Source organism: Microbacterium pumilum (genome assembly GCF_039530225.1).
In the GTDB taxonomy this organism is placed as follows: domain Bacteria; phylum Actinomycetota; class Actinomycetes; order Actinomycetales; family Microbacteriaceae; genus Microbacterium; species Microbacterium pumilum.
In genome coordinates this window covers 4,057,021-4,076,579 of the sequence record NZ_BAAAOH010000001.1, presented here as the reverse complement: position 1 = coordinate 4,076,579, position 19,559 = coordinate 4,057,021, and the positions used below count along the sequence as shown (strand labels likewise).

General features: G+C 66.4%; 20 protein-coding genes. 2 read left to right on the top strand and 18 right to left on the bottom strand.

Annotation, left to right across the window (positions count from 1 at the left end; all coding sequences use genetic code 11):
- Positions 1-27: 27 nt before the first annotated feature.
- Entirely contained in the window at positions 28-1,047 is a 1,020-nt protein-coding gene (locus ABD188_RS18375; RefSeq protein WP_344065754.1) for a fumarylacetoacetate hydrolase family protein, read from the bottom strand.
- A gap of 199 nt (positions 1,048-1,246) precedes the next feature.
- Here ABD188_RS18375 and ABD188_RS18370 point away from each other — a divergent pair, with 199 nt between their 5' ends.
- Positions 1,247-1,834 (top strand): TetR/AcrR family transcriptional regulator, encoded by a 588-nt coding sequence (locus ABD188_RS18370; protein ID WP_344065751.1) that lies wholly within the window; start codon positions 1,247-1,249, stop codon positions 1,832-1,834.
- A 151-nt stretch (positions 1,835-1,985) separates the two neighbouring features.
- Here the strand turns inward: ABD188_RS18370 and ABD188_RS18365 are convergent, their stop codons facing one another.
- Together ABD188_RS18365 and ABD188_RS18360 are read right to left on the bottom strand one after the other, a co-directional pair.
- Positions 1,986-3,221, bottom strand: a complete 1,236-nt coding sequence (locus tag ABD188_RS18365; RefSeq protein ID WP_344065748.1) for an FAD-dependent oxidoreductase — start codon at positions 3,219-3,221, stop codon at positions 1,986-1,988.
- A gap of 38 nt (positions 3,222-3,259) precedes the next feature.
- Complete coding sequence (locus ABD188_RS18360; protein WP_344065745.1) at positions 3,260-3,538, bottom strand: putative quinol monooxygenase; 279 nt, start codon at positions 3,536-3,538, stop codon at positions 3,260-3,262.
- 70 nt (positions 3,539-3,608) lie between these two features.
- On the opposite strand from ABD188_RS18360, the gene ABD188_RS18355 reads away from it, so the two are divergent.
- A complete protein-coding gene (locus ABD188_RS18355) occupies positions 3,609-4,262 on the top strand; it encodes a TetR/AcrR family transcriptional regulator (RefSeq protein ID WP_344065741.1) in 654 nt (217 codons plus the stop codon).
- A gap of 613 nt (positions 4,263-4,875) precedes the next feature.
- Here the strand turns inward: ABD188_RS18355 and ABD188_RS18350 are convergent.
- The 15 genes from ABD188_RS18350 to ABD188_RS18280 all read right to left on the bottom strand — a co-directional run bounded on the left by ABD188_RS18350 (position 4,876) and on the right by ABD188_RS18280 (position 19,543).
- On the bottom strand, positions 4,876-5,439 hold the full coding sequence (locus ABD188_RS18350; RefSeq protein ID WP_344065739.1) for a hypothetical protein: 564 nt from the start codon (positions 5,437-5,439) through the stop codon (positions 4,876-4,878).
- A 16-nt stretch (positions 5,440-5,455) separates the two neighbouring features.
- The gene (locus ABD188_RS18345) at positions 5,456-5,902 is read right to left on the bottom strand and encodes a single-stranded DNA-binding protein (RefSeq protein ID WP_344065736.1); all 447 of its coding nucleotides are present in this window, start codon (positions 5,900-5,902) and stop codon (positions 5,456-5,458) included.
- 224 nt (positions 5,903-6,126) lie between these two features.
- Positions 6,127-7,932, bottom strand: coding sequence for a TraM recognition domain-containing protein (locus ABD188_RS18340; RefSeq protein ID WP_344065733.1), 1,806 nt, complete (start codon positions 7,930-7,932; stop codon positions 6,127-6,129).
- A 34-nt stretch (positions 7,933-7,966) separates the two neighbouring features.
- Positions 7,967-8,965, bottom strand: a complete 999-nt coding sequence (gene dprA / locus ABD188_RS18335; protein WP_344065730.1) for a DNA-processing protein DprA — start codon at positions 8,963-8,965, stop codon at positions 7,967-7,969.
- A 44-nt stretch (positions 8,966-9,009) separates the two neighbouring features.
- Entirely contained in the window at positions 9,010-10,488 is a 1,479-nt protein-coding gene (locus ABD188_RS18330; RefSeq protein WP_344065727.1) for an ATP-binding protein, read from the bottom strand.
- Complete coding sequence (locus ABD188_RS18325; protein ID WP_344065724.1) at positions 10,485-11,249, bottom strand: hypothetical protein; 765 nt, start codon at positions 11,247-11,249, stop codon at positions 10,485-10,487. The genes ABD188_RS18330 and ABD188_RS18325 overlap by 4 nt, the downstream gene beginning before the upstream one ends.
- 33 nt (positions 11,250-11,282) lie before the next feature.
- A complete protein-coding gene (locus ABD188_RS18320; protein ID WP_344065721.1) occupies positions 11,283-12,746 on the bottom strand; it encodes an SCO6880 family protein in 1,464 nt (487 codons plus the stop codon).
- Positions 12,743-14,035, bottom strand: coding sequence for a TrbL/VirB6 family protein (locus ABD188_RS18315; protein WP_344065717.1), 1,293 nt, complete (start codon positions 14,033-14,035; stop codon positions 12,743-12,745). The genes ABD188_RS18320 and ABD188_RS18315 overlap by 4 nt, the downstream gene beginning before the upstream one ends.
- A 28-nt stretch (positions 14,036-14,063) precedes the next feature.
- Positions 14,064-14,333, bottom strand: a complete 270-nt coding sequence (locus ABD188_RS18310) for a DUF6112 family protein (RefSeq protein WP_243073697.1) — start codon at positions 14,331-14,333, stop codon at positions 14,064-14,066.
- Positions 14,334-14,407: 74 nt separating this feature from the next.
- Positions 14,408-14,680, bottom strand: a complete 273-nt coding sequence (locus ABD188_RS18305) for a DUF6112 family protein (RefSeq protein WP_344065710.1) — start codon at positions 14,678-14,680, stop codon at positions 14,408-14,410.
- Entirely contained in the window at positions 14,677-15,840 is a 1,164-nt protein-coding gene (locus tag ABD188_RS18300; protein WP_344065708.1) for a M23 family metallopeptidase, read from the bottom strand. The genes ABD188_RS18305 and ABD188_RS18300 overlap by 4 nt, the downstream gene beginning before the upstream one ends.
- A gap of 4 nt (positions 15,841-15,844) precedes the next feature.
- Complete coding sequence (locus tag ABD188_RS18295) at positions 15,845-16,474, bottom strand: hypothetical protein (RefSeq protein ID WP_344065705.1); 630 nt, start codon at positions 16,472-16,474, stop codon at positions 15,845-15,847.
- A 94-nt stretch (positions 16,475-16,568) separates the two neighbouring features.
- Entirely contained in the window at positions 16,569-17,624 is a 1,056-nt protein-coding gene (locus tag ABD188_RS18290; protein WP_344065702.1) for a ParB N-terminal domain-containing protein, read from the bottom strand.
- Entirely contained in the window at positions 17,621-18,442 is an 822-nt protein-coding gene (locus ABD188_RS18285; RefSeq protein ID WP_344065699.1) for a hypothetical protein, read from the bottom strand. Before ABD188_RS18285 ends, ABD188_RS18290 begins: the two co-directional genes overlap by 4 nt.
- Before the next feature lie 459 nt (positions 18,443-18,901).
- The gene (locus tag ABD188_RS18280; protein ID WP_344065696.1) at positions 18,902-19,543 is read right to left on the bottom strand and encodes a DUF2637 domain-containing protein; all 642 of its coding nucleotides are present in this window, start codon (positions 19,541-19,543) and stop codon (positions 18,902-18,904) included.
- Between the last annotated feature and the right edge of the window lie 16 nt (positions 19,544-19,559).

Genomic DNA, 19,559 nt, shown 5'->3' with positions numbered 1-19,559 from the left:
ACGGAGCTTTGTGGGTGGATCGAGTGACTATGGAGCGGTGCGGTTGCCCTGGGCGTACCAAGGAGGCAGCTGGCCGGTGCGGCCGATGACAGCGTTGCGCTGGGTGCCCAGCCCGGTGATAGTTGCTTCCACGATGTCGCCGGCTTGCAGGAAGCGCCCGAAGTGAGAACCGTTGCCGGCCGGCGAGCCGGTGATCAGCATGTCTCCGGCCTCGAGGGGGACATGGGCGCTGACGTACGAGATCAGTTGCGGAACATCGAAGAGCAGATCGTCGACCGTCGCGTCCTGCTTGATCTCACCGTTCACCCACAGCTGGATGCGCAGTTCGGAGACATCGTCGATGAAACGCGCCGGAGTGAGATACGGCCCGGTCGGATAGAACCCGGGCGCGTTCTTCGACCGGAACCAGTCCGTCCCCATCATCGCGACGTCTCGACGCGGGATCAGGGAGCGGATGCTCAAGTCGTTGCAGATCGTGTAGCCGGCGATGTAATCGCCAGCCTCCTCGAGAGAAATCCCGAACCCGGGACGGGAGATGACCACACCTAGCTCAAGCTCCCAGTCGACGTTCTCTCCGACCTCCGGCAAGTGGATGTCGTCGCGAGCTCCAGAGACGGCGGAGGAGAGGCCCGCCCAGACGTACGGGTGGCCGACCCGTGCGCGCTCATCTATCTCCTGAGCAGCCTCCACACGAAGCTCTTCGTCGGTCGCATCGCTGCGCCCCAACTTGTGCGCCACCGACAATTGCAGGACGTGCTCGCGGTAGTTCGCCCCCGCTGCAATCACGGCACCGACTGGTTGTACCGGCGGCAGCGGGCGCAGGGCCGATGGATCAATGCCCGCATCGTCACCGACCGGATGATCGGCCAGATAGCGCGCGATCTCATCGAGGTTCGCATCCCACTGCGAAAACAGGTCCGTTGTGCGGATCAGATCGGGAAGGACAGTCCGAAGATCATGGGCACGACCGCCAGCCACGACAACCGGGATGCTCTGCCCATCGCGCTCGAAAGTCGCGATCGAGAACGGATCAACGGTGCCGGGCATCAGTGCTCCTTCGCAATGAGTTTTCATCACGATACTACACAGTACGTACCGTTTCGGATACGATGACTTTAGGAGGCGCGGTCCGAGGCCAAGGAGCGGGAGCGCCCGCTCGGCCAGCCCAACCTCGTCGTGGCAGCGGACATCAGCAACGCGGGCGGGCTGCGGGTGCGAGCACGCCACTCACAATAAGGTTCATGACATGGCCGTTAGAAGCGAACAGAGCCACCGGGCGATTCTGGAAGCAACGATGATGTTGCTTGACGAGCGTCAGCCCGAAGCACTCACGGTTCAGAGGCTCTCAATCGAGCGAATCGCCAAGGAAGCCGGTGTCAGCAAGACGACCATCTACCGATGGTGGCAGAGCAAGGCTGCGCTCATCATCGATACATTCCTGGATAACCACGTCGCGCGAACTCCGGTCCGCGAGGACATTCCGGCTCTCGATGCTTTGCGCGAGCACCTCGGATCGCTGGCAGAGATCTACTCCGGGCGAGAAGGTCGCTTGGTCGCACAGCTAATCGCCGAATGCCAGTACGACGCATTGACCATGAACGAGTTCAAGGAACGCTTCTGGCTACCGCGCTCTCACGCAGTAAACTCACTCATCGAACGAGCCATGGACGAGGGCACGGTCCGGTCCGACCTCGCTCCCGAGATCATCGCCGAACTGCTATACGCGCCCCTCTACTTCCGCTTGCTCTTCCAGATCGACCCCCTCGACCGCGACATCGCAAGCAGATTCCTCACTGCCGGCTTGGAAGGCATCGCCACTAGAGCTGCTCACTAGACAATGTGTGAGCATCATGCGCGGCGGACCAGCGTCCGAGGGCGACGACATGAAGCCGATCCGGTCACCCAGATGAGTCAGGTGCGCATCTGGGGCCCGGCCTTGGATGACAACGATGGCCTTCGGGGGATGACCGATGCCGACATTCAGCTCAGGCACTCGTCGACGCACCCCGCCTCGATTGGAACTCGCGCTCCGCATCGTCGATCTCGTCGAGTTGCTTGAGGATCTCTCCAGGTGTGCCGTCGCCGATCATCTTCTGCAGGAAGGGGCTGTGGTCGAAGAACAAGTCGCGGATCGGCCGTACGGGGGCCGGGATGTGGTGGAAGATCTTGCCGAGCTTGTAAGCAATGTCGACCTGGAACGCGGTGTGCGCACGGCGTGGAGCCTCGTATTTCTCGAGCGCGGCGGTCAGCGCTCCGGCATCCGAGATGTCGACGCCGGCGACGCGGCGGCCGAGGAAGAAGCCGTCCTCGATCGACATCCCGGCACCGTAGGCGGCATACGGAGAGGTCGGATGCGCGGCGTCGCCGACGAGAGTCGCCCTACCCTTTGACCACTTCTCCAGGGGTGGACGGTCGCGGATCGGCCAGCGTTGCAGGCTGCCCGGATCGGTCGCGGCGACGAGCTGGGGGAGCGGGGACGCGAACCCCTCGGCCATTTTGGTGGCGGTCGCCTGCAGGTCCCCGGCGAACTCCTTGGAGGAGTCGAACGCGCCGAGCACCCACCATTGGAAGCCTGCGCGGCCTTCGTGGCGAATGGATGTCCAACTGCCCTGGATGGTGCGGGTATGCGAGACGACGCAGCGACCGGTGGGGACGTCGAGGGTGTCGTCGAAGGTGAACCCGCCGATGATGTGCAGGTTGTGCTCGCGCTTGGGCGCGTCGCCCCACAGGGTGCGGCGGACGAGGGAGTCGATACCGTCGGCGCCCACGAGCAGGTCGGCTTCTAGGGTGCTGCCGTCGGCAAGGTCGAGGCGGACTCCGCTCTCGTCTTGGTCGAACGATGTGACCTGGGTGTTGGTGCGCAGGATGCCTTCGGGGATGCTGGCCAGCATCCGGCTGTAGAGCTGAGGGCGCAGCATCCCGATGAATCCGCCGCCGTACTGATCGATCACATCCTGGGGGAGATGCACGACGGCGCGCACTCGACCGGAGGCGCTGCGGAACTCCGACTGACAGGGTGCACCGAGGTCGACGGTGTCGACCCCCATCAGCCTGAGGGCTTTGATGGGCGGTGGCCAGAGATTCAAGATGTTGCCCGCGGGTCGGGCGGCGGGATACCGCTCCAGCATGATTACGTCGTGCTCGGTCTGCGCGATCGAGAGCGCGGTGGCCATGCCGGCCGGTCCTGCGCCCATGACGACGACGCGTCCTTTTCGTGCCATTTCATACTCCTCGTTGAGTGGTGGTGATCGGGTGAGTGTCAGAGTTCGGTCTGCTGCATGACGGGTTCTCCGTCGATGAGTCCGTCGAGTGCCGAGAGGAAGCGTTGGGTGTGCTCGTGGCTCATGTGGGCGTCGAGCGCGGCCTGGTCGCGCCACAGTTCGACGCTGACGATCACGTTGCCGTCGAGGGAGAGCCCGAACTGGTAGAGGGTGCAGCCGGGATCACCCTGCGTGGCCGCGGTGATCTCGCGCGCTGCCGCGACGAGACGCTCGCGTGCGTCGGATGCCGGTCGCGCGCTGCCGGTGATGAGAAGCATGGATCCTCTGACTTCGTCGTTGAACTTCAAAAGCGTAGCGGTGACTACGGTTCTATCCTTTGATGGCACAATGTGTCAAGACCGGATCTCAGGAGGAGACACGAGCACTTCAATTCGCGCCCCGAGACAGAAGCGCAGCCGTGAGGCGTGGGCGCGAGTCCTCGATGCCGGCGTCGAGCTACTCTCGGAGCGCGGATACGAGGGGTTTACGATCGCGGCGATCTGCGATTCGGCAGGCGTCGCGCCGCGTTTCATATACGACCGCGTCGACAACAAGGACGATCTCTTCCTCGCGGTGTACGAGCACGGGCTGGGCAGGGTGCGTGCCGGCCAGTCCGAGTTGGAACGTGACGAACGCTGGGCGGGCCTCCTGCCCGAAGAACTCGTACGCGGAGCCCTCGGCGAAGTGGGCGCACGATTCCGCGAGAACGCAGAGTTCCTCCGTGCAATCGTCCTGCTCTCCAGCACCGTTGCAGAAGTCGCTCAGCGCGGCGCGACCTACCGTGCCGAGTTCGAGGGCCAGTTCGTCGGGCTCCTCAGCCGGATCGAGGCCGACATCCGGCATGACGATCCACTCTCCGCGATGCGGTACTGCTTCGACACCGCGTTCGCCGCATGGGTAGTCCGCGTCGCCTACGGCCCCGAGTTCTCGGCGCTCGGCCTCGATGACGATCAGTTTGACCAGCACCTGAAAGAACTGGGCGTTCGGTATCTACTCCGTTGAACTACGCCACCTGGGTTCGAGCGGTAGGGGGCGTTGCGAGAGCTATTCCCCGCGAGGGTAGTGCCCTCCGGTCGCGGGACCGGACTGGGTCGGGCGGACAAGGACCCGATCCTCGGTGGACGCGGCTTTCAGCTCGGCATCACTCGGCGTCCGTTGCGTACTCAGTGTGTACCGTCAAGCATCAGGAGTGCCGCGCTCCAGGCACGACGTACCAGTGTTCAACTGACCAGCGACGGGCCGATTGCCTGTCGGTCGCCGTCGCGGCGCTCGATTGCTCGTAGCGACCGTGCAACGAATGCGGATATCATGCGAGCGCCCTCGATCCGGACCTGGGTATCCGCCTCCTCCGCCGATATCTAAACGCTGAAGCATCGCCTGAGCGGGGATACTGCGGAACGACGAAGCGCATCGACTCGGACTGAAACGAAGATCGCCGGAAACCTCCTCGGTAGTGACGAGAGAAACAGGGGCAGCTTGAGTCAAAGTTGTTGCAGCTCGCACTGAATCTCGACCCCATTGCGATCCCACACGGACGTGGAGAAACTCCTCGTTCGCGTGAAACCGGGAATCACGCGGAATCCGCACCACACTCGCCGCCACAGATCAGAAGATCTCATGCCCCGCCATCGCTCATGGTCGAGTAGAAGAGTCGCTCTGCCTCATCCCGGCTGTGAAGATCGTGGAGAACGAACGCCACGAAGTCCTCGTCACGGTTTGTGATGACCACGTCTTCGATCGCGTCGCCTGCGTCTTCGCCTGGCCATAGTGTTTGGCGTGTCGGCCGATCCTTATCGAGGCGTGTGCCACAACGGCTGACCCAATCATGGAGGCGTTGGCGCGCATCGGCGAAGTCGTGGTGCCAGCCGAGCGGGGCCGATGCGTGTTGATCGGGATCGTACGCGCAGAGCCAGTGGAGGTGCAGCGCGGAGAGCTCCCAAACCAGTTCCGGATGCCGGTGCCAGAATGGCGGGACCACGGATGCCGGCAGGCCGTAGGTTCGTCGCAGCCAGTTCACCCACTTGTTCAACTCGATCCAATGGATCTCGGCTTCGTCGGCGGTGAGCAGATTCCAGTTCACTGGCTGGGGTGGGCCAGCGCTCGCCCCACCATCGGCGCCATCGGGCTCGTCGCCGCGAAAGGCCGGCTCAGATTCGTCGCGGCCGGCACTGCCAAGCATCGGTCAGCCTGTCCGATCAGACGCCGAGCGCGCTGGCGACGGCGTTCCTTGGCCCGGTCACTGACACTTGCCTGGTCGGCGCTTTGCGCCCAATCGCGGCCGCCCGTCGGGTCCGGTCGACCTCATAATTGGTGCGGGCGAGATCGTGGCCGAGCTTCTTGGCGACGAACTCCTCCGCATCGACGACCTGCCCGTCGCGTTCGATAGAAAAGGTGCGGATGTAGCCCTCGGCGATGAACGAGTCTCCCTTCGCGAACCGGGAGAGGGCACGTTCGGCGGTCGCGCGGTACGCGACCATGTCGTGGAAGCTCGGCTCGAGTTCGGTGAAGGTTCCGTCCTCGTTGCGGCGGAAGTGCGGCTGCCCGATCCGGACATACAGGCGAGTGTCGCCGTTCTCCGTGATGGACTGCTGCGGCTCCGAGGCGATGAAGCCGGAGATGGACTGCTGGGTGTGGAGAGCCATCGGACTGATCCTTTGCGTCGGGGCGGACCGTGCTGGTCCGCTTCACCCACAAGGTGCACGCGACGTTCCTGCGACCATGACGTCGGTTGCTGACCTCACGGTCGTGAGCGGTCCGAGAAGGAGCCGGCTACCGGCACGACGGGGCGCCTCGCGGCCGATCCAGCTCGATCGGTTGATGAAGGACCGCATGTAGTGCGCGTGGAGGTAAGTGTGGTCGAACGCGGTTACTCCACCGGCTCGTCCGAGGCGGGCGGTGGAGCAGCATGAGGCTGCCGCAACAGTGTCTCGAGCCCGGAGCGGTCGTTGAGCAGCGACTTCGCATCGCGCCGCGAGGTCCAGGTGCGCAGCCGGGTCACGATTGGCGGTGCGGCGCGGAACATGACCAGTGCGGTGCCGAACGGGAGAGTGCGGATGACGTCGGGCGGCATGATCGCCACCCGGCGCACGGATCGCTGTGAGGATCGGGTGCCGCGGTCGCCGACGGTGATGGAGTCTGTGGCTTCGTCGCGTTCGCCGATGAGCGTGGAGAGGTCTTGGAGATCGCGGGAGTTGGAGGCGCCGCCGAGGATGATTTTGATGATGGAGGCATCCCAGATCGCGCCGGCGGCATTGTCGCTCCACTTCGAGCGTGCCTGGGTCAGCGATTGCAGCACCGGCATGGTGGTGATGCCGGTGCCGCCGCCTTCGGCCATCAGCGTCGGTAAAGATGGGAGTGGGGCAAGGTTGCCGATCTCGTCGAGGGCGAGCAGGAGTGGCGGGTCCAGGCGGGCGCCGGGATTGCGGGCGGCGATCCGCCGGGCGGACTCGACGACGTCTTCGACGAACGCGGCGACGAGAGCTGCGGAGTTATTGGCGCCGGCGCCAGTAGCGAGGAGGAATAGGGTGCCGTTGCTCCGCAGGAAGGACTCCGGGTCGAACGATTCGCCCTCGCCCGGTGACACGGCGGCGAGCACGCGCGGGTCGGCGAGCGCCCCGAGCGCAAGTGACACGCCCTGCCAGATGGAGTCCCGGGTTCGGGGGTCGGCTTCGAGCATGGCCTGGAGCGAGTCGGCCCAGCCGGTCGCGGCGCGCGGGTCGTTCATCAGAATGGCGACCGCGTCGGCGGCTGCCGCGGGATCGAGCGTCCAACGGAACAGTTCGCTGGGTGGTCGGTCGGCGAGCGCAGCCGCGTGCAGAAGGGACTGCAGGGCTGTGCGGGTCTTGGCTTCCCAGAACCCGCCAGATTCGACGCCACCGGCGGCGAGACCAGTGCCGGCGGCGAGCCCGGTGGCGCGGATCATCGCCGTCAGGGCATTCTCGCAACCCCGAATCGGCGACCAGCGCAGACCGGCGGGGATCCCCTCGGCGAGCTTCTGAGGATCGAACACGGCGACTGGGCCGAGGCGTTCTCGCGCGCGGAGAGTGGCGGTGAGGTTGTCGGGGCGGGTGGAGGTGGTGACCACGGCACCCGGGGCATCGAGGATCGCGTTGATGACGATGTGCGCGCCCTTCCCGGATCTTGGCGGACCGATGACGAGGATCGAGTCCTCCACGCTCGCCCACACCGCCGACGACCGGGAGTGACCGATGAAATAGCCGACATCCGCCGGGCGTGCGTGCGTGAGGGAGGGGCGCAGGTGAGCCGCGCGCCGCATGAGCGCGTGTTGGGATGCGGCCTTGGCGACGTCGTCTCGACCGGCGATCCCCTCGATGTGGTGCGGGTCGACTCGACCCCGTCGGGACGTTCCCCGGACGAGCCGCCAGCCAAGGATGCTGACGCCCGTGGCGATAAGGATCAAAAGCCCCGCGCACACCCAGTAGACGACGGGGTTGATGCCGGGCGCTCGCATGGCCACGCCCGGATCACCGGGATTCAGCAGCACGGTGAGCCCCGCTGCAATTCCGGCGGTGGGCTGGTCCAGCCCCGTCACCCAGGCTGCAATTGAGCCCGCCGCGCGAAGCAGGGTCGCGACCGCGGCACCGGCGATGATGACGCAGAGGCCGAGATTGGTGAGCTCGTCACCGTAGCTCGGCGCTTTTGGCGTGGTCATGGGGCTGCCTCACCGCGGCGGCGCGCCGAGGGGATCACAGGCTGATGTCCGGTTCGAGCCGAAGGGGTCGGCGCGCGGCCGTGGCGGATCCGAATGGACGGTCGACTCCAACACTGTTGGTCGAGTCGAGCAGATCGATTGCGTCTCGGGTGTCGGTGATGATCGTCGCGATGCCTTCCTGGAGGAGTCGGTGGCAGCCGGCGCTCGCGGGACTGGTGATGGGTCCGGGGACGGCACCGATGGGTCGCCCGAGGGAGTGGGCTTGGCTTGCGACGTTGAGCGACCCCGAGCGGTAGCCCGCCTCGACGACGATGGTCGCGCCGCTCAGTGCGGCGAGCAGCCGGTTGCGCTGCAGGAACCTCCATCTGGTCGGCGAGGCTCCCGGCGGCAGTTCGCTGACGAGAAGGCCTCCGGAGTCCTGGATCCGCTCGAACAGCTGCTGGTTGCCGACGGGGTAGAAGCGGTCAAGCCCAGTCGCGAGGACCGCGACGGTAGATCCCGGGCGTGACATCGTGGCGGCCCTGTGTGCGGCGCCGTCGATGCCGTACGCACCTCCCGAGCAGATGACTCGGCCCTGTGAGGCGAGGTCTGCGGCGAGTTCCATGGTGATGTGCTCGCCGTAGCTCGTCGCGGCGCGGGCTCCGACCAGCGTGATGCGGTTCGCGGTGATGCCTTCGAGGCGGCTGGGCTGTCCGCTGAGCCAGAGCGCGAGCGGCACCCGAGGGCCGAGCTGTTGCAGTTCGGCCGGCCAGGTGAGGTCTTCCGTCGTGAGCATCGTCAGGTTGCGGCGTTCCATCTCGTCTCGGACGCTGTCGACGTGGCCCGGGTCGAGCCGCGGTGCGAGCCTCCGCCGCCAAAGGCTGCCTTCGGCGGGATCTATAGAGGCGGGCAGCGACGTCTCTGCGGTGACCAGAGCGAGCGTCTCTGCCGCGCCGACGCGCGCGACGAGGATGCCGGTGACGGTGTCGCCGGGTTCGGAAGCCATGGCCAAGCTGATGCGGGCAAGGCGATCTTCGGAGAACGAGTGGTCCATGAGGTGCCTCCTTTGGGGGAGCGGTGCATCCGGTATCGCTGCGGTCAAGGCGTCATCCGAGCGGTCGTATCGAAGACCGTGAGCTCGTCGGGATGCAGCTGGTGCTGGACGACGAAGCTACGATCCTTCACGCGCCACAGCCCCTGCCCGGTACTGAGCGCGGGCAGCAGATTCATCTCCGTGCGAGTCAGTCCGAGCGCGGCGGCGGTGGATCCGAGCTGATCGGGTTCCTGCCGGTACACGATCCGTGTCTCGGCGTTGGCAAGGAGTGACGACGCGAGCGCGCGCATCGCGGACCCGGAGTCGCCGACGTTGTCGAGGTCAGACAGCTTGTGGAAGACGAGCATGTTGGCAATGCCGTAGTGACGTGCCAGTCGCCACTGCGCATCCATCCGGCGAAGCAGTGCTGGGTACGCCATCAACCGCCACGCTTCGTCGTAGATGACCCAGCGTTGTCCGCCAGCTGGGTCGGCCAGCGCCGCCTCCATCCACGCCGACGAGCACGTCATCAGGACCGACACCAGGGTGGAGTTCTCGGCGACCCGGGACAGATCGAGCGACACCATTGGCAGGGACGGATCGAACCTGACTGTCGAAGGTCCGTCGAACAGGCCCGCCAGGTCGCCTGCGACGAGTCTCCGCAGCGCGTGGCCGACGAGGCGGCCGTCTTCGGCGAGGCGGTCTTCGTGGTCGTCTGATCGGGTCGGTGAAAGGATGCGGTCGACGACCATGGGGAGGATAGGCACGTCTGCGCTGCGCACGACGTCCGTCAGAGCGAGGTCGATGGCGGTGTGCTCCAGAGGCATCAGGGAGCGCTCGAGCACCGTTTCTGCAAGCGCGCCGATCAGGTCGCGGCGGCGCGCGGCGACCTGCGCGGTCCATTCGGAGTCGGACAGCGCCGAAGCGCGATGCCCCTCGTCGAGCGGGTTCAGACGATTGCGGAGACCGTGGCCGAGGATGATGGCACGGCCGCCGACCGCTTCCGCAACCGCTGTGTGCTCGCCCTTGGGATCGCCCGGGACGTAGACGCGGCGACCGAAGGGTAGCGAGCGAGAATAGAGGGACTTGGCGAGCGAAGACTTGCCCGATCCAACGATCCCCGCGAGCACGACATTGGGTGCGGTGATGACTCCGCGCTGATAGAGCACCCACGGGTCGTACACGAAGGAGCCGCCGGAGTAGAGGTCCTGCCCGACGAAGACTCCGGCGGATCCGAGTCCTGCTTCGGCGAGAAAGGGGTAGTGTCCGGCCATGGTGGCTGACGTGTCCTGGTGCTGCGGAAGTCGTAGACGGCGCGGCATCCGCAGCGCGGCCGGTCCGGTTTCGCCAGCGGCGGGCAGGTAGGCCGCCGCGCGCACCTCGGCTCGCTCGGCAGCCCACTGGTCCTTGCTCTCGCGCGCTCGCGACTTGCGTACGTCGGTGGCGAGTCGAGCTGCTGCCCGCTCCCGGCGTCGGCGCTGGCGACGACGCTCGTTGCGCGGGTTGATTAGGACAGTGGCGTGCAGTTGCTCGTCGCCCCTCACAGTCCGACGCTCCTCACGGCTGTCCTCGTTGCGGGGGGCCGCGCCAGCATCCGCGCGGGAAGGGATCGAGTTTGCGCTTCGATCGCCGCTCTACCAATCGGCTGCGCGGGGATTACCGCGCCGTCCGGATGACCGGGAAATCGACGCAACAGTGAGACGTAGCCGAGCATGGGGTTGTGGATAAGCGCGTACCCTGACGCGTGGTCCTCAGCCGTGCGATCGGTAGGACATGTAGGGATCCCCTCATACACGTATCCGTTGACGAGGGCCGCTTCGGTGGTCTCATCGCCAAGATCCCACTGCGCAAGGTGCCAGATCGCGGCCGGCGCACCTGACCGTTCAATGGTGTCGAGTACTCGTATTGCGTCAGCGCCCTCCAGGAAGACGACATTCAGCCAGCGTTCGCCTTGCTCGGCGGGGACCCAGGCCAATTGCCTTGCGCTTTGGGAGGCGAGGTCGACGGCGCCTTCAGCGGCGTCGAGGAGTTCGCGCGCCCGCACGAGGGACCACGTGGCGTTGTCTGCTTCCCATGCGCCGAGCGCGGCATCTCCGGTCTCGCTCCGTGCTCGACCGCGGTGGTGCATGTGGGCGTGGGCGAGCTGGTCTGCGATCTGCACGAGCGAGCGGAGCGAGCCCAGCAGTTCATCGATCAGGGGGTGGAGATCGGCAGGTTCGTCGACCGTGATCGTAGCGTGGGCCATCTCGCGCATCGCGGTCGAGGCGTTGACAGCGATCAGACCGGTCGTGCCGTCGGTGTTCATGAGGTGCTCCAATCACTCACTAGGTGCGCACGCTCACGTCGGCCGACAGAGGGGCAGCGCGCCGGCGGCGAAGGCCTGCGCCTGCTGGCCGACCAGCCGGCGCGTCTCGCAGGAGGCCTGGATAGCGGCCTGTTCGACGGTTGCGACGGCAACGTCGAGTTCCGCTCGCGTCGGGGCGGAGATGGCGATCAGTCCGACTGTGCGCAGGACGCCGTGGCCGGCAGTCAGATCCGCTTCTTGCTGCAGCACGTCTTCGTACTCGGCGGCGGCAGCAGCATCCTCGATCTGTCCGATGCGGCGGCGCTGCTGGGCGTCGCTGATCAGCTCTGTCTTCTTGCGTCGGATGTCTCGGGCGGCGTGGTCGGACCGCACGGGGATGTAATGCAAGGCGACGGTGCGCAGCACACCGTTGGACAGCACCAGTGGCGAGAGGAATCCCGGGTACACCTGAGAGCGCGGCCATTCACTGATCCAAAGGACGACGTGATGAGCGGTGTCGCTGCGCAGCCCGTCCCAGGTCTCGGTGACCGCGACGGGGCCTGCGTCGGCCAGCGAGTGACCGAGCGTCGGATGCCGGTCGAGGGTGAGGCTCGCCGCGGGATCATATGCCGACCTCAACACGGGGGCGAGATCGTCCGGACCGAGCCAGTCGCCGACGCTGAGATCAGCGGCGCGGAGGGAGTTCACAAGCGAGGCCATCTCTTGGCGGAGGATGTTCGCCGAGCCACGGACTCCGCCGCCGCTGGCGCGGATCTGCCGTGCAGCGGCGTGCAGGTCCAGCGCGATGCTGATCGTCGTGGCATGTCGCTCGCCAGCCGGGCCCGCGCGTGCAATCAGTTCCCGGTATGTCGCGGCGGCCCAGCGGCCGTCGTCCACTCCATGGCGATCCCACCACTCGTCCAGCCCTGTGCCGGAGTCGAGCAGAGTTCGCTCCGACACCTGTAGTCGAGAAATGCGACCTGAACGGCAGGCGCTGGCGAGCACACGACCCCAACCGGTCACTCGACGATGCTGCTCGGTGGGATCGAGCAGCACAAACGCGGGGTGCGAAACGGCGAGAGTCGCCGTGAGAGTCTGCCCGTGAGGATCGTGGATCATGACGGCGCCTGACTCGACATCGACCCACTCGCGTAGCCGGGCTGCGTCACCCGGAAGCGCCAGTGTGCCCACGGGCCGTAGCAGTTCGACTCGCTTGCGGTAGACGAGTTGCCCGGTCAACCTCCGCCATGACCACTGCCACAGGACGGGCGTCCATTCGACGAGCTTTCGTCCGCCGACGCCTACGGTGGCCAGAAGGATCGCTGACAGCCAGATCGGGGCCGTCCACGCGATCGCCTCAGCGCCCGACGTGTAGAGCGAGGCCACGATCGTGACGAGGGCGCAGGAAACTGCAATGAGCTGTGGAAGAGACAGTCCGAGAAGGATTCCGCGCCTGGCCAATCGCGAGAACTGCACGGGTACCGGCTGGAAGTCAGAGCTCGAATTCGGTCGTGTCATGGTCGTGGCTCTCCCTGTCTCGGTGGAACCCTCAGCGGCGGCCGCGGTGCGGACGAGTGATGTCCGGGCGTGGCGACTCCCGGCGGCGCCTCATGCACCCGACCTACCCCGCGCGAGTTCGACTCGGCCGGACCCGCACCGTCTGCGCTGGACGTCTGAGCGCTTGCTGCTCCCGCAATGGCGCCGCCGGCCTTCGGCCCCGCCGTCGCTGCGCCATAGACGACCGCCGCACCCGCTGTGACCCCAGCTCCGACGGCGGTCGCCGTCCCGGCACCGGCAGCAGTGCCGCCGGTCGCGGCGCCGCCGCTGCGCTGTCCTGTCGCGCCGAGGATCTTCGAAGCGTTCCCCGCCATCGGACTAGTGGGCACCGGTACCGGTCGATTGAGCGACGACTTCGCTTCTTGCTCGCTGGACATGGCGTGGTACATGTCGAAGCCGACGAAGCTGAGGAACTTGTAGGTGATGTATGGCGCGAACGCGGCGATGAACATCAGGACGATCCCGGCCAACGGGTCGCTGATCGATGCGAGATCGGCGTCGATGGGTGCTGCCACTTGCGCCACCGCGACGAGGAAGATGACGACGAGCACGAGCTTCGACAGGATCAGCGCGAGAACGAACGCCGCCCACTTTCCGAACCAGCCCTTGGTCGCATCCCACGTCGATCCGGCTAGTGCGATCGGTCCAAAGACGATTGCGACGAGCAGCAGCGCCTTGCGGATCAGGAGGGAAAACCAGACGATGGCGGCAGCGCTGATCGCCAGTCCGGCGAGGAAGATGGTGACGATCGCGCCCACTCCCGGGGTGGTGATGTTGATCGCGTTGAGGCCGACCATAAGCAGCGTTATGCGGTCGCCGATGCCGGCCATCGTGTTGCCTGTGGCGTGCACGATGCCGATCGCGAGCTGATCGGTGAGCTCCAGGAGGATGGCGGTGAGCGAGATCACGACGAACGACCCGAGGATCGATTTGCCCAATCCCAATCCGGCTCGCGAGAGCGCACCGGGGTCGCGCCGTATCAGCCCGGTGATCAGTTGAAAGCAGAAGAAGACGAGGGTGACGAAGACGGCGACCCCGAAGAGCACGTTGAACACATCGATGTATCCGGGGGCTTTGACGTCGACGAGCGTGGTGCTGTCGAACGCGGTCCACACCGCCTCGAACAGCCAGGTCGCGGCTGATCCCATTGCGTAGGCGAGCCAGTCGAACGGCGCGGCGATGAGGGACGCGGTGCTTTGGCCGACCGTGTCGCAGACCGTGGCGATGACCGGCACGTCGCATACGCTCATCGCGATTCGCCCTTGATCTTCGTGCCGGTCAGACGGTCTGACCGACGCCCCAGAAGAAGTTGATGAGCGTGACCGCGGCGCCGCAGATGATCGCGGCGCCGCATGACACCAGCACGCCGAGCTTGCCCCGAGATGCGAGGTGAGGATTGGAGGAGTTCGCGCCGAAGCCCCACACGATCGCGGACACGATCAGCGCGAGAACGCTCAGGATGAGGCCGATCGTCATGACCGCCCCGACGATGACGCGCAGTTGCTCGATGCCTGGAAGACCTGTGGCATTCGGGTCTATGTCGATCACGGGGCTCTCCTCGCCTGGACGAAATGGGTGTCGTAGGTGAGGAGCGCCTGCGGTTCCTGCGAGATCGCTCCTTGCTACAGGCCGGCGCCGACGCCGAGGAGGAAGTTGACCAGTGCGACGGCGGCGCCGGCGAGCGCGGCCGTGCCGCACGCGAGCCATACCCCGAGCCGTGCCCGCGCTGCCGTTTGGTAATGCCCGTGCCCCGCGGCCAACGCCCATGTGACGGCGCAGACGACGAGGATGAGGACCGAGGTGATGAGTGCGAACATCATGAGTGCGCCGACGATGTCGCGTAGCTGATCCGCGGCGCCGACGGCGCCGAAGTCCGGGAAGACGTTGGTGCTCATGATGCTGGTGCGACGCACGCGGCGCGTACGAGTGCCCCGCTGTCTATGCCTTCGGCGCCGTGCTCGGTCAGCCAGTCGATGGCGTTCACCGGCGCATGCGATGGCCCTCCCGGGTGGATCTCGAGGTGCAAGTGGGGACCTGTGGAACGTCCCGACGAGCCCACATCGCCGATGTGCTGTCCAGCCGCAACGCTGCTGCCCGCCACGACGTGGATGCCGCCATCCCACATGTGCGCGTAGTACGAGGCGACCCGATCGCCGCCGACGCGATGTTCGACGATGATCAGGTTGCCGAACCCACCGTTGTGCCCTACGAAGGTCACGAGACCATCGGCGATCGCGAGGATCGGCGTCCCACCTGCGGCGGTGAGGTCGCTGCCCTCGTGGAAGGTCCGCTTGCCCGTGAACGGATCGGTGCGCCACCCAAAGCTCGAGGTGTCGTTGTAGGTACCGGGCGGGAGTGGAAACACGACCCTCGTCGTCTCCGGCACCCGCGGGTCCTCGCGTGCGCCGACGCTCGACGACCTCGCAATGAGTGCCCTGAGGATTGCTTCTGCGACGGGCTGATAGTTCTGGTATCGATCGGGATAGGCGCTTACCTCGACGGCCTGCGCAGCGACGCCCGGGTCGAGCGAATGCCACCCGGCGATATCCAGCAACCCCCCGGGCGAACCGCCGGTGGGTCCCGTCGGGCCGCCAAAGAACGCGCGGGCCTGGTACGACGCATCCATCAGCTCCGCGACGATTCCCCATCCGGCGTCAGGACGCATTTGGAAAAGGCCGAGCGAGTCGTGATCGGAGCCGTCGCCGTCGTTCGGATACGCCGTAGATTCCGGATAGGCGGTCGAATTCGCCAGCATTTGTAGGGTCGACTCGGTCAGGGCGGCCATGATCGCGACTACCACGCCAGGGCGACCGACCCCAACCGTTTGTGCGCCGACCGTGATAATCGTCGCGGCGTGAGTCAGCTGGCGTCGATCCAGGGTGACTTCGTGCCCATCCCGCGAGCGAGCCGTCAACGACTCGGGAATCGGGCCGACCACGAGACCGCTGATAGAGCACGACGCGACTGCGGGGCTGAGCAGAGTCGCGACTGCGACGAGCCCGATCGCTGGGAAGGTGATCAACAGCACGAGCAGCAGGCCAACAATCTTCGACATCGCGTCACTCGAGCGGCTCGTTCAGGCGCGAGAGACGCAGGAGCCGGCAATGCTGATCGCGGGGGCAGGCGATGAAGACGGTGAACGTCACCTCGCTTGCTGTCGTCGTCGGCTCGCCGTCCCATGTGCCGTTGCGATGGCGGATTCCGCTGATCGTGTACGCGATCGCGCCGGGCGGCAGCTGACCGGGTGCCGCCTGAGCGACAGCACCCGCCCACGCGGCCGGCACCCGGATCACGTCGATCGTGAGCCGCTGAACTGTCCCGTACATCTCGAGCTGGTCCCACTGTTCGACTGTTGGCAGGTAGCCCCGGACGTCTGAAGCGAGGCCAGCAGCTTCGTCCGCGTCGCCGACGTCGATAAGGGGCTGTGACCACTCGGCCGGTCCCGCTGAGCTGCGGGTGTCCCAGCGGAAGAGCGAATCCGCCACGGACCGGGCGAACACTTCGGAGCGGGCTGTGGCAGCCAGGGGCCGGGGCTGCATGACCGGGGCGGCGACGCCCGGATTCGACGCGCTGCTTGTCGCGGTCGATGGAGGCGCGGTCGATGCTGGTCCTCGAAGCAGGCCGTATGCACCGATCCCGATCAACAGGATCAGGATGCCGCCACCGGCGATCACCCCGGCGATTACCATCCGTCCACGGCGTTGAGCGTGCATGAGAGGTCCCGTCGATCAGTGGGCAGCGAAGTCGACGGAAAGGTGCGCGGCGGCTGTCTCGGGCGCGACGTCAGCTGGCGCGCCGCGACGTCGTCGCGTCGTCGGCGCGGAGCGCACGAACGCGCTCGGCGAACCTTCGACTGCCCTCGAGGGTTTGCTCGAATCGCTGCCACTCTTCCGGCGTGAGCCCGGACGCGATGACACCCGGGTCGAACCGCTCCCACCATCTGGCGAGGTCATCCCACGTGTAGACGAACCGCTTGAGCTCAGCCGAGATGACCTTGTGCATGGCGGCGGGCCCCGGCTGGTCTGATTTTGACTGCGCCATCGCATGCGCGGCGAACTGTCGCGGGTCCTCACCCCACGACGGTGCTTCGCCGGCTCGAATCTTCGAGGCGGCCGTGTTCGCCGCGTCGCGCGTCTCTGCGGTCACTCTGGGTGATTTGGCGACCGTCTCGAGCTCCGCGAGGACCTGGCCTTCGCTCACGCGACGGAACGCGGGGAGGACCGGGGCGCCGCCTTCGACCGCATCGAGCTCGGCCCGTGCGCGAACACGAACCTCTGCGGGCAAGGACTGATCCGCAGCGATGTCTTGGAGCCGGCCGATGCGCTCCAGCGTCGTGAAGGAGCGTCGGCCGGTGACCATCAGCGCCGCCTGTGTGCGGGTGTCGCCGTCGTTGCGCTTCGACGGTGCCGTTACCGTAACGGCGCCGCCTGGCTGCGGCTGGGTGTCGCCAGCGCCGAACCGCGATGCAACCTGCCGCCGCGCGGCGTCTTCGGCGAGGAGCATCTTGCACTCGCGATACAGGGCGGCCGCCTCGGTCGGCGAGAGGGGCTTGTGCAGCGCATTCTCGTCCTGCTCGGCCAGCACCTGCGTGAGCCGGTCCGAGATACCGCCCCGGATCCACACGCTGACCTTCCGAACACCGAGCTGCCGCAGTGCGGCGAGTCGGCGCGCTCCGCAGACGAGGACGCCTTCGGGTGTGACTGTTATGGGCTGGAGGAGCCCCTGACTCTCGATCGATTCGGCAAGCGCATCGATGTCGCCGAGATCGGCACGGTGTCTCGATCCGACCCGGATGGAGTCGACGGATCGCTCAAGCTCGACGTGCCCCTGCTGGTTCATGGTCGTCGGCAGGGCGCGTTGTCGAGGAGGCTGGCCAAGACGCGATCATCGTGAAGAAGTGCCTCCAGCGAATCGCCGACCAGCAGACGGAGAAGGATACCGCGGCCCGCAGCCGTGTGCTCCTGCGCGGGGTCAGGGCAGCCGAGCAACACCTGCAACATCGCTCTCCACGCAGCCTGCGGGAGGTCCAACAGTGTCCGCGCGGCCTGGTCACGGCGGAGCTGTTCGAATGCCGCGGGCCGCGAGGTCGCGTCGGCAAGCCGCGCGCACACGTACTCGACTCCGGCGCGCACGGTGTCGGCGGGCCAGCCGACGAGGGCGAACAGCGCGATCGCGTCTTCGATCGCGGAATTGATTGCACCGCCCGGCTCCGGCGCGTCGTGATCGGGGGGCGCAACTCGGAACGCAGGGTGGTAGTCGGGCAGGGCGTTTTCGCGGTCACTGAAGCGCTCGGCGTCGTGGAAGACCGAGTACCGGGGTCGGCGAGCCTGGTGGACGGAGCATAGGAGACCACGCGCTCGTTCTTCCGCGATGCAGGTGATCTGCACAGCGCGCGTCACGATGGCCCAGGGATCGTCGGCGCGGCGCGCAGAGGTGGCTCGCATCGCTTCGAAGGCGAATCCCGCAGCCTCCCACGGGTCGAGTCCGTGCTTGCGGGCGAGCGCTGCATAGCGCAAGGCCGCGTAGCGCATGAGGTCGGCGACCTCGCGGTCCGATTGCCACCCCTCGGCTTCGGCGCCGCTCAAGCGTTCAAGGACCGCTCGAAGGCCCTCTGGGTCCTTGAACGTCGTCTTCGTCGGTTGCTCTGATCCCGCCATGGTGGCACCTCCTGGCAAGAAGGTGCGCAGGCGGGTCTCCGTTGCTGAGGGATTCGAGCGCGAGACCATCGCAGATCAACTCCGCCCGAGCGCGTTGCGAGTCGTCTGGGAGTGGCCGCGGCCGAACGCGTCGAGGGGAGGCAGTGACGCGCGGCGATCCCGGATGGACCGTCGAGTGAGGTCGACAGGATGCCGTAGCCGTCGAGCGAGCTCGGCCTCGAAGTCGATCCCGCGGCCCGCGATCCGACCAGTTCCCGAGCTCAGGAGGTCGGAGACGCGAACCCAGCTGACCTGGTGCTCGGGCGCGAGGCCGGCTCGGATCCGTTTCTCGGCGTCTGCCACGAAGTGGGGATGCCGCGATGAGACTGGGAAGTCATCAGTCGTCAGTTCGAGCGCTTCACGCTCCGTGAACCGCTTGAAAGTCCCGTCCTCGTGGCCAGTCGGTGATTCGTGCATCATTCAACTCCCTTCTGTCAGTTCGTTCTGTGGCCCGGTGTGGGGCACGCGGTCCTGCAGCCATCGGCCGATCGTCGCCGGATGGACCCCCAGGCGCTCAGCGATCGCGCGGTTCGACCATCCGGCCGCGCGAAGCTCCGCTGCGCGGGCGGGCCCTTCGTTGGCCAGTGCGCGCGGCCTTTCGGCGGCGACGACACGCAGGGAAACTCTCTCGTCAGCGATCGAGTCGACCACCACCTCGGGCTCAGCTCGCTGACCGGATGTGGATGGGGCGGCATGGCGGGTCAGCACCGATGTGAGATGGGTGATGGCGAGAAGTACGAGGGGTGGGACGGCTGCGACAGCCGCGGCCAGCACGAGCGGTACGTCCGAGCTCGCGGTGACGACAGCATGGACGGCGTTGCCGGCCACGGAGATGAGCGCGCCTGCAAAGAGCAGCATCCAGGGGTACCACGCGGCGCGCGTTCCGCTGAGTACGACCACGGCGACGGTCGCGACGACGATGATTCCGTCGACGATCAGTGGCCAGGCCCATGCCTGGTCGTGTCCCAGACCGGAACGCCGCGCGAGGTCCGCGAGTGAGGTGAACGAGAGCCAGAACGCGCCTGCCGCGATGAAGACTGTGCCTACGACCGCGGTCAGCATTGCAAGACGAATGCCG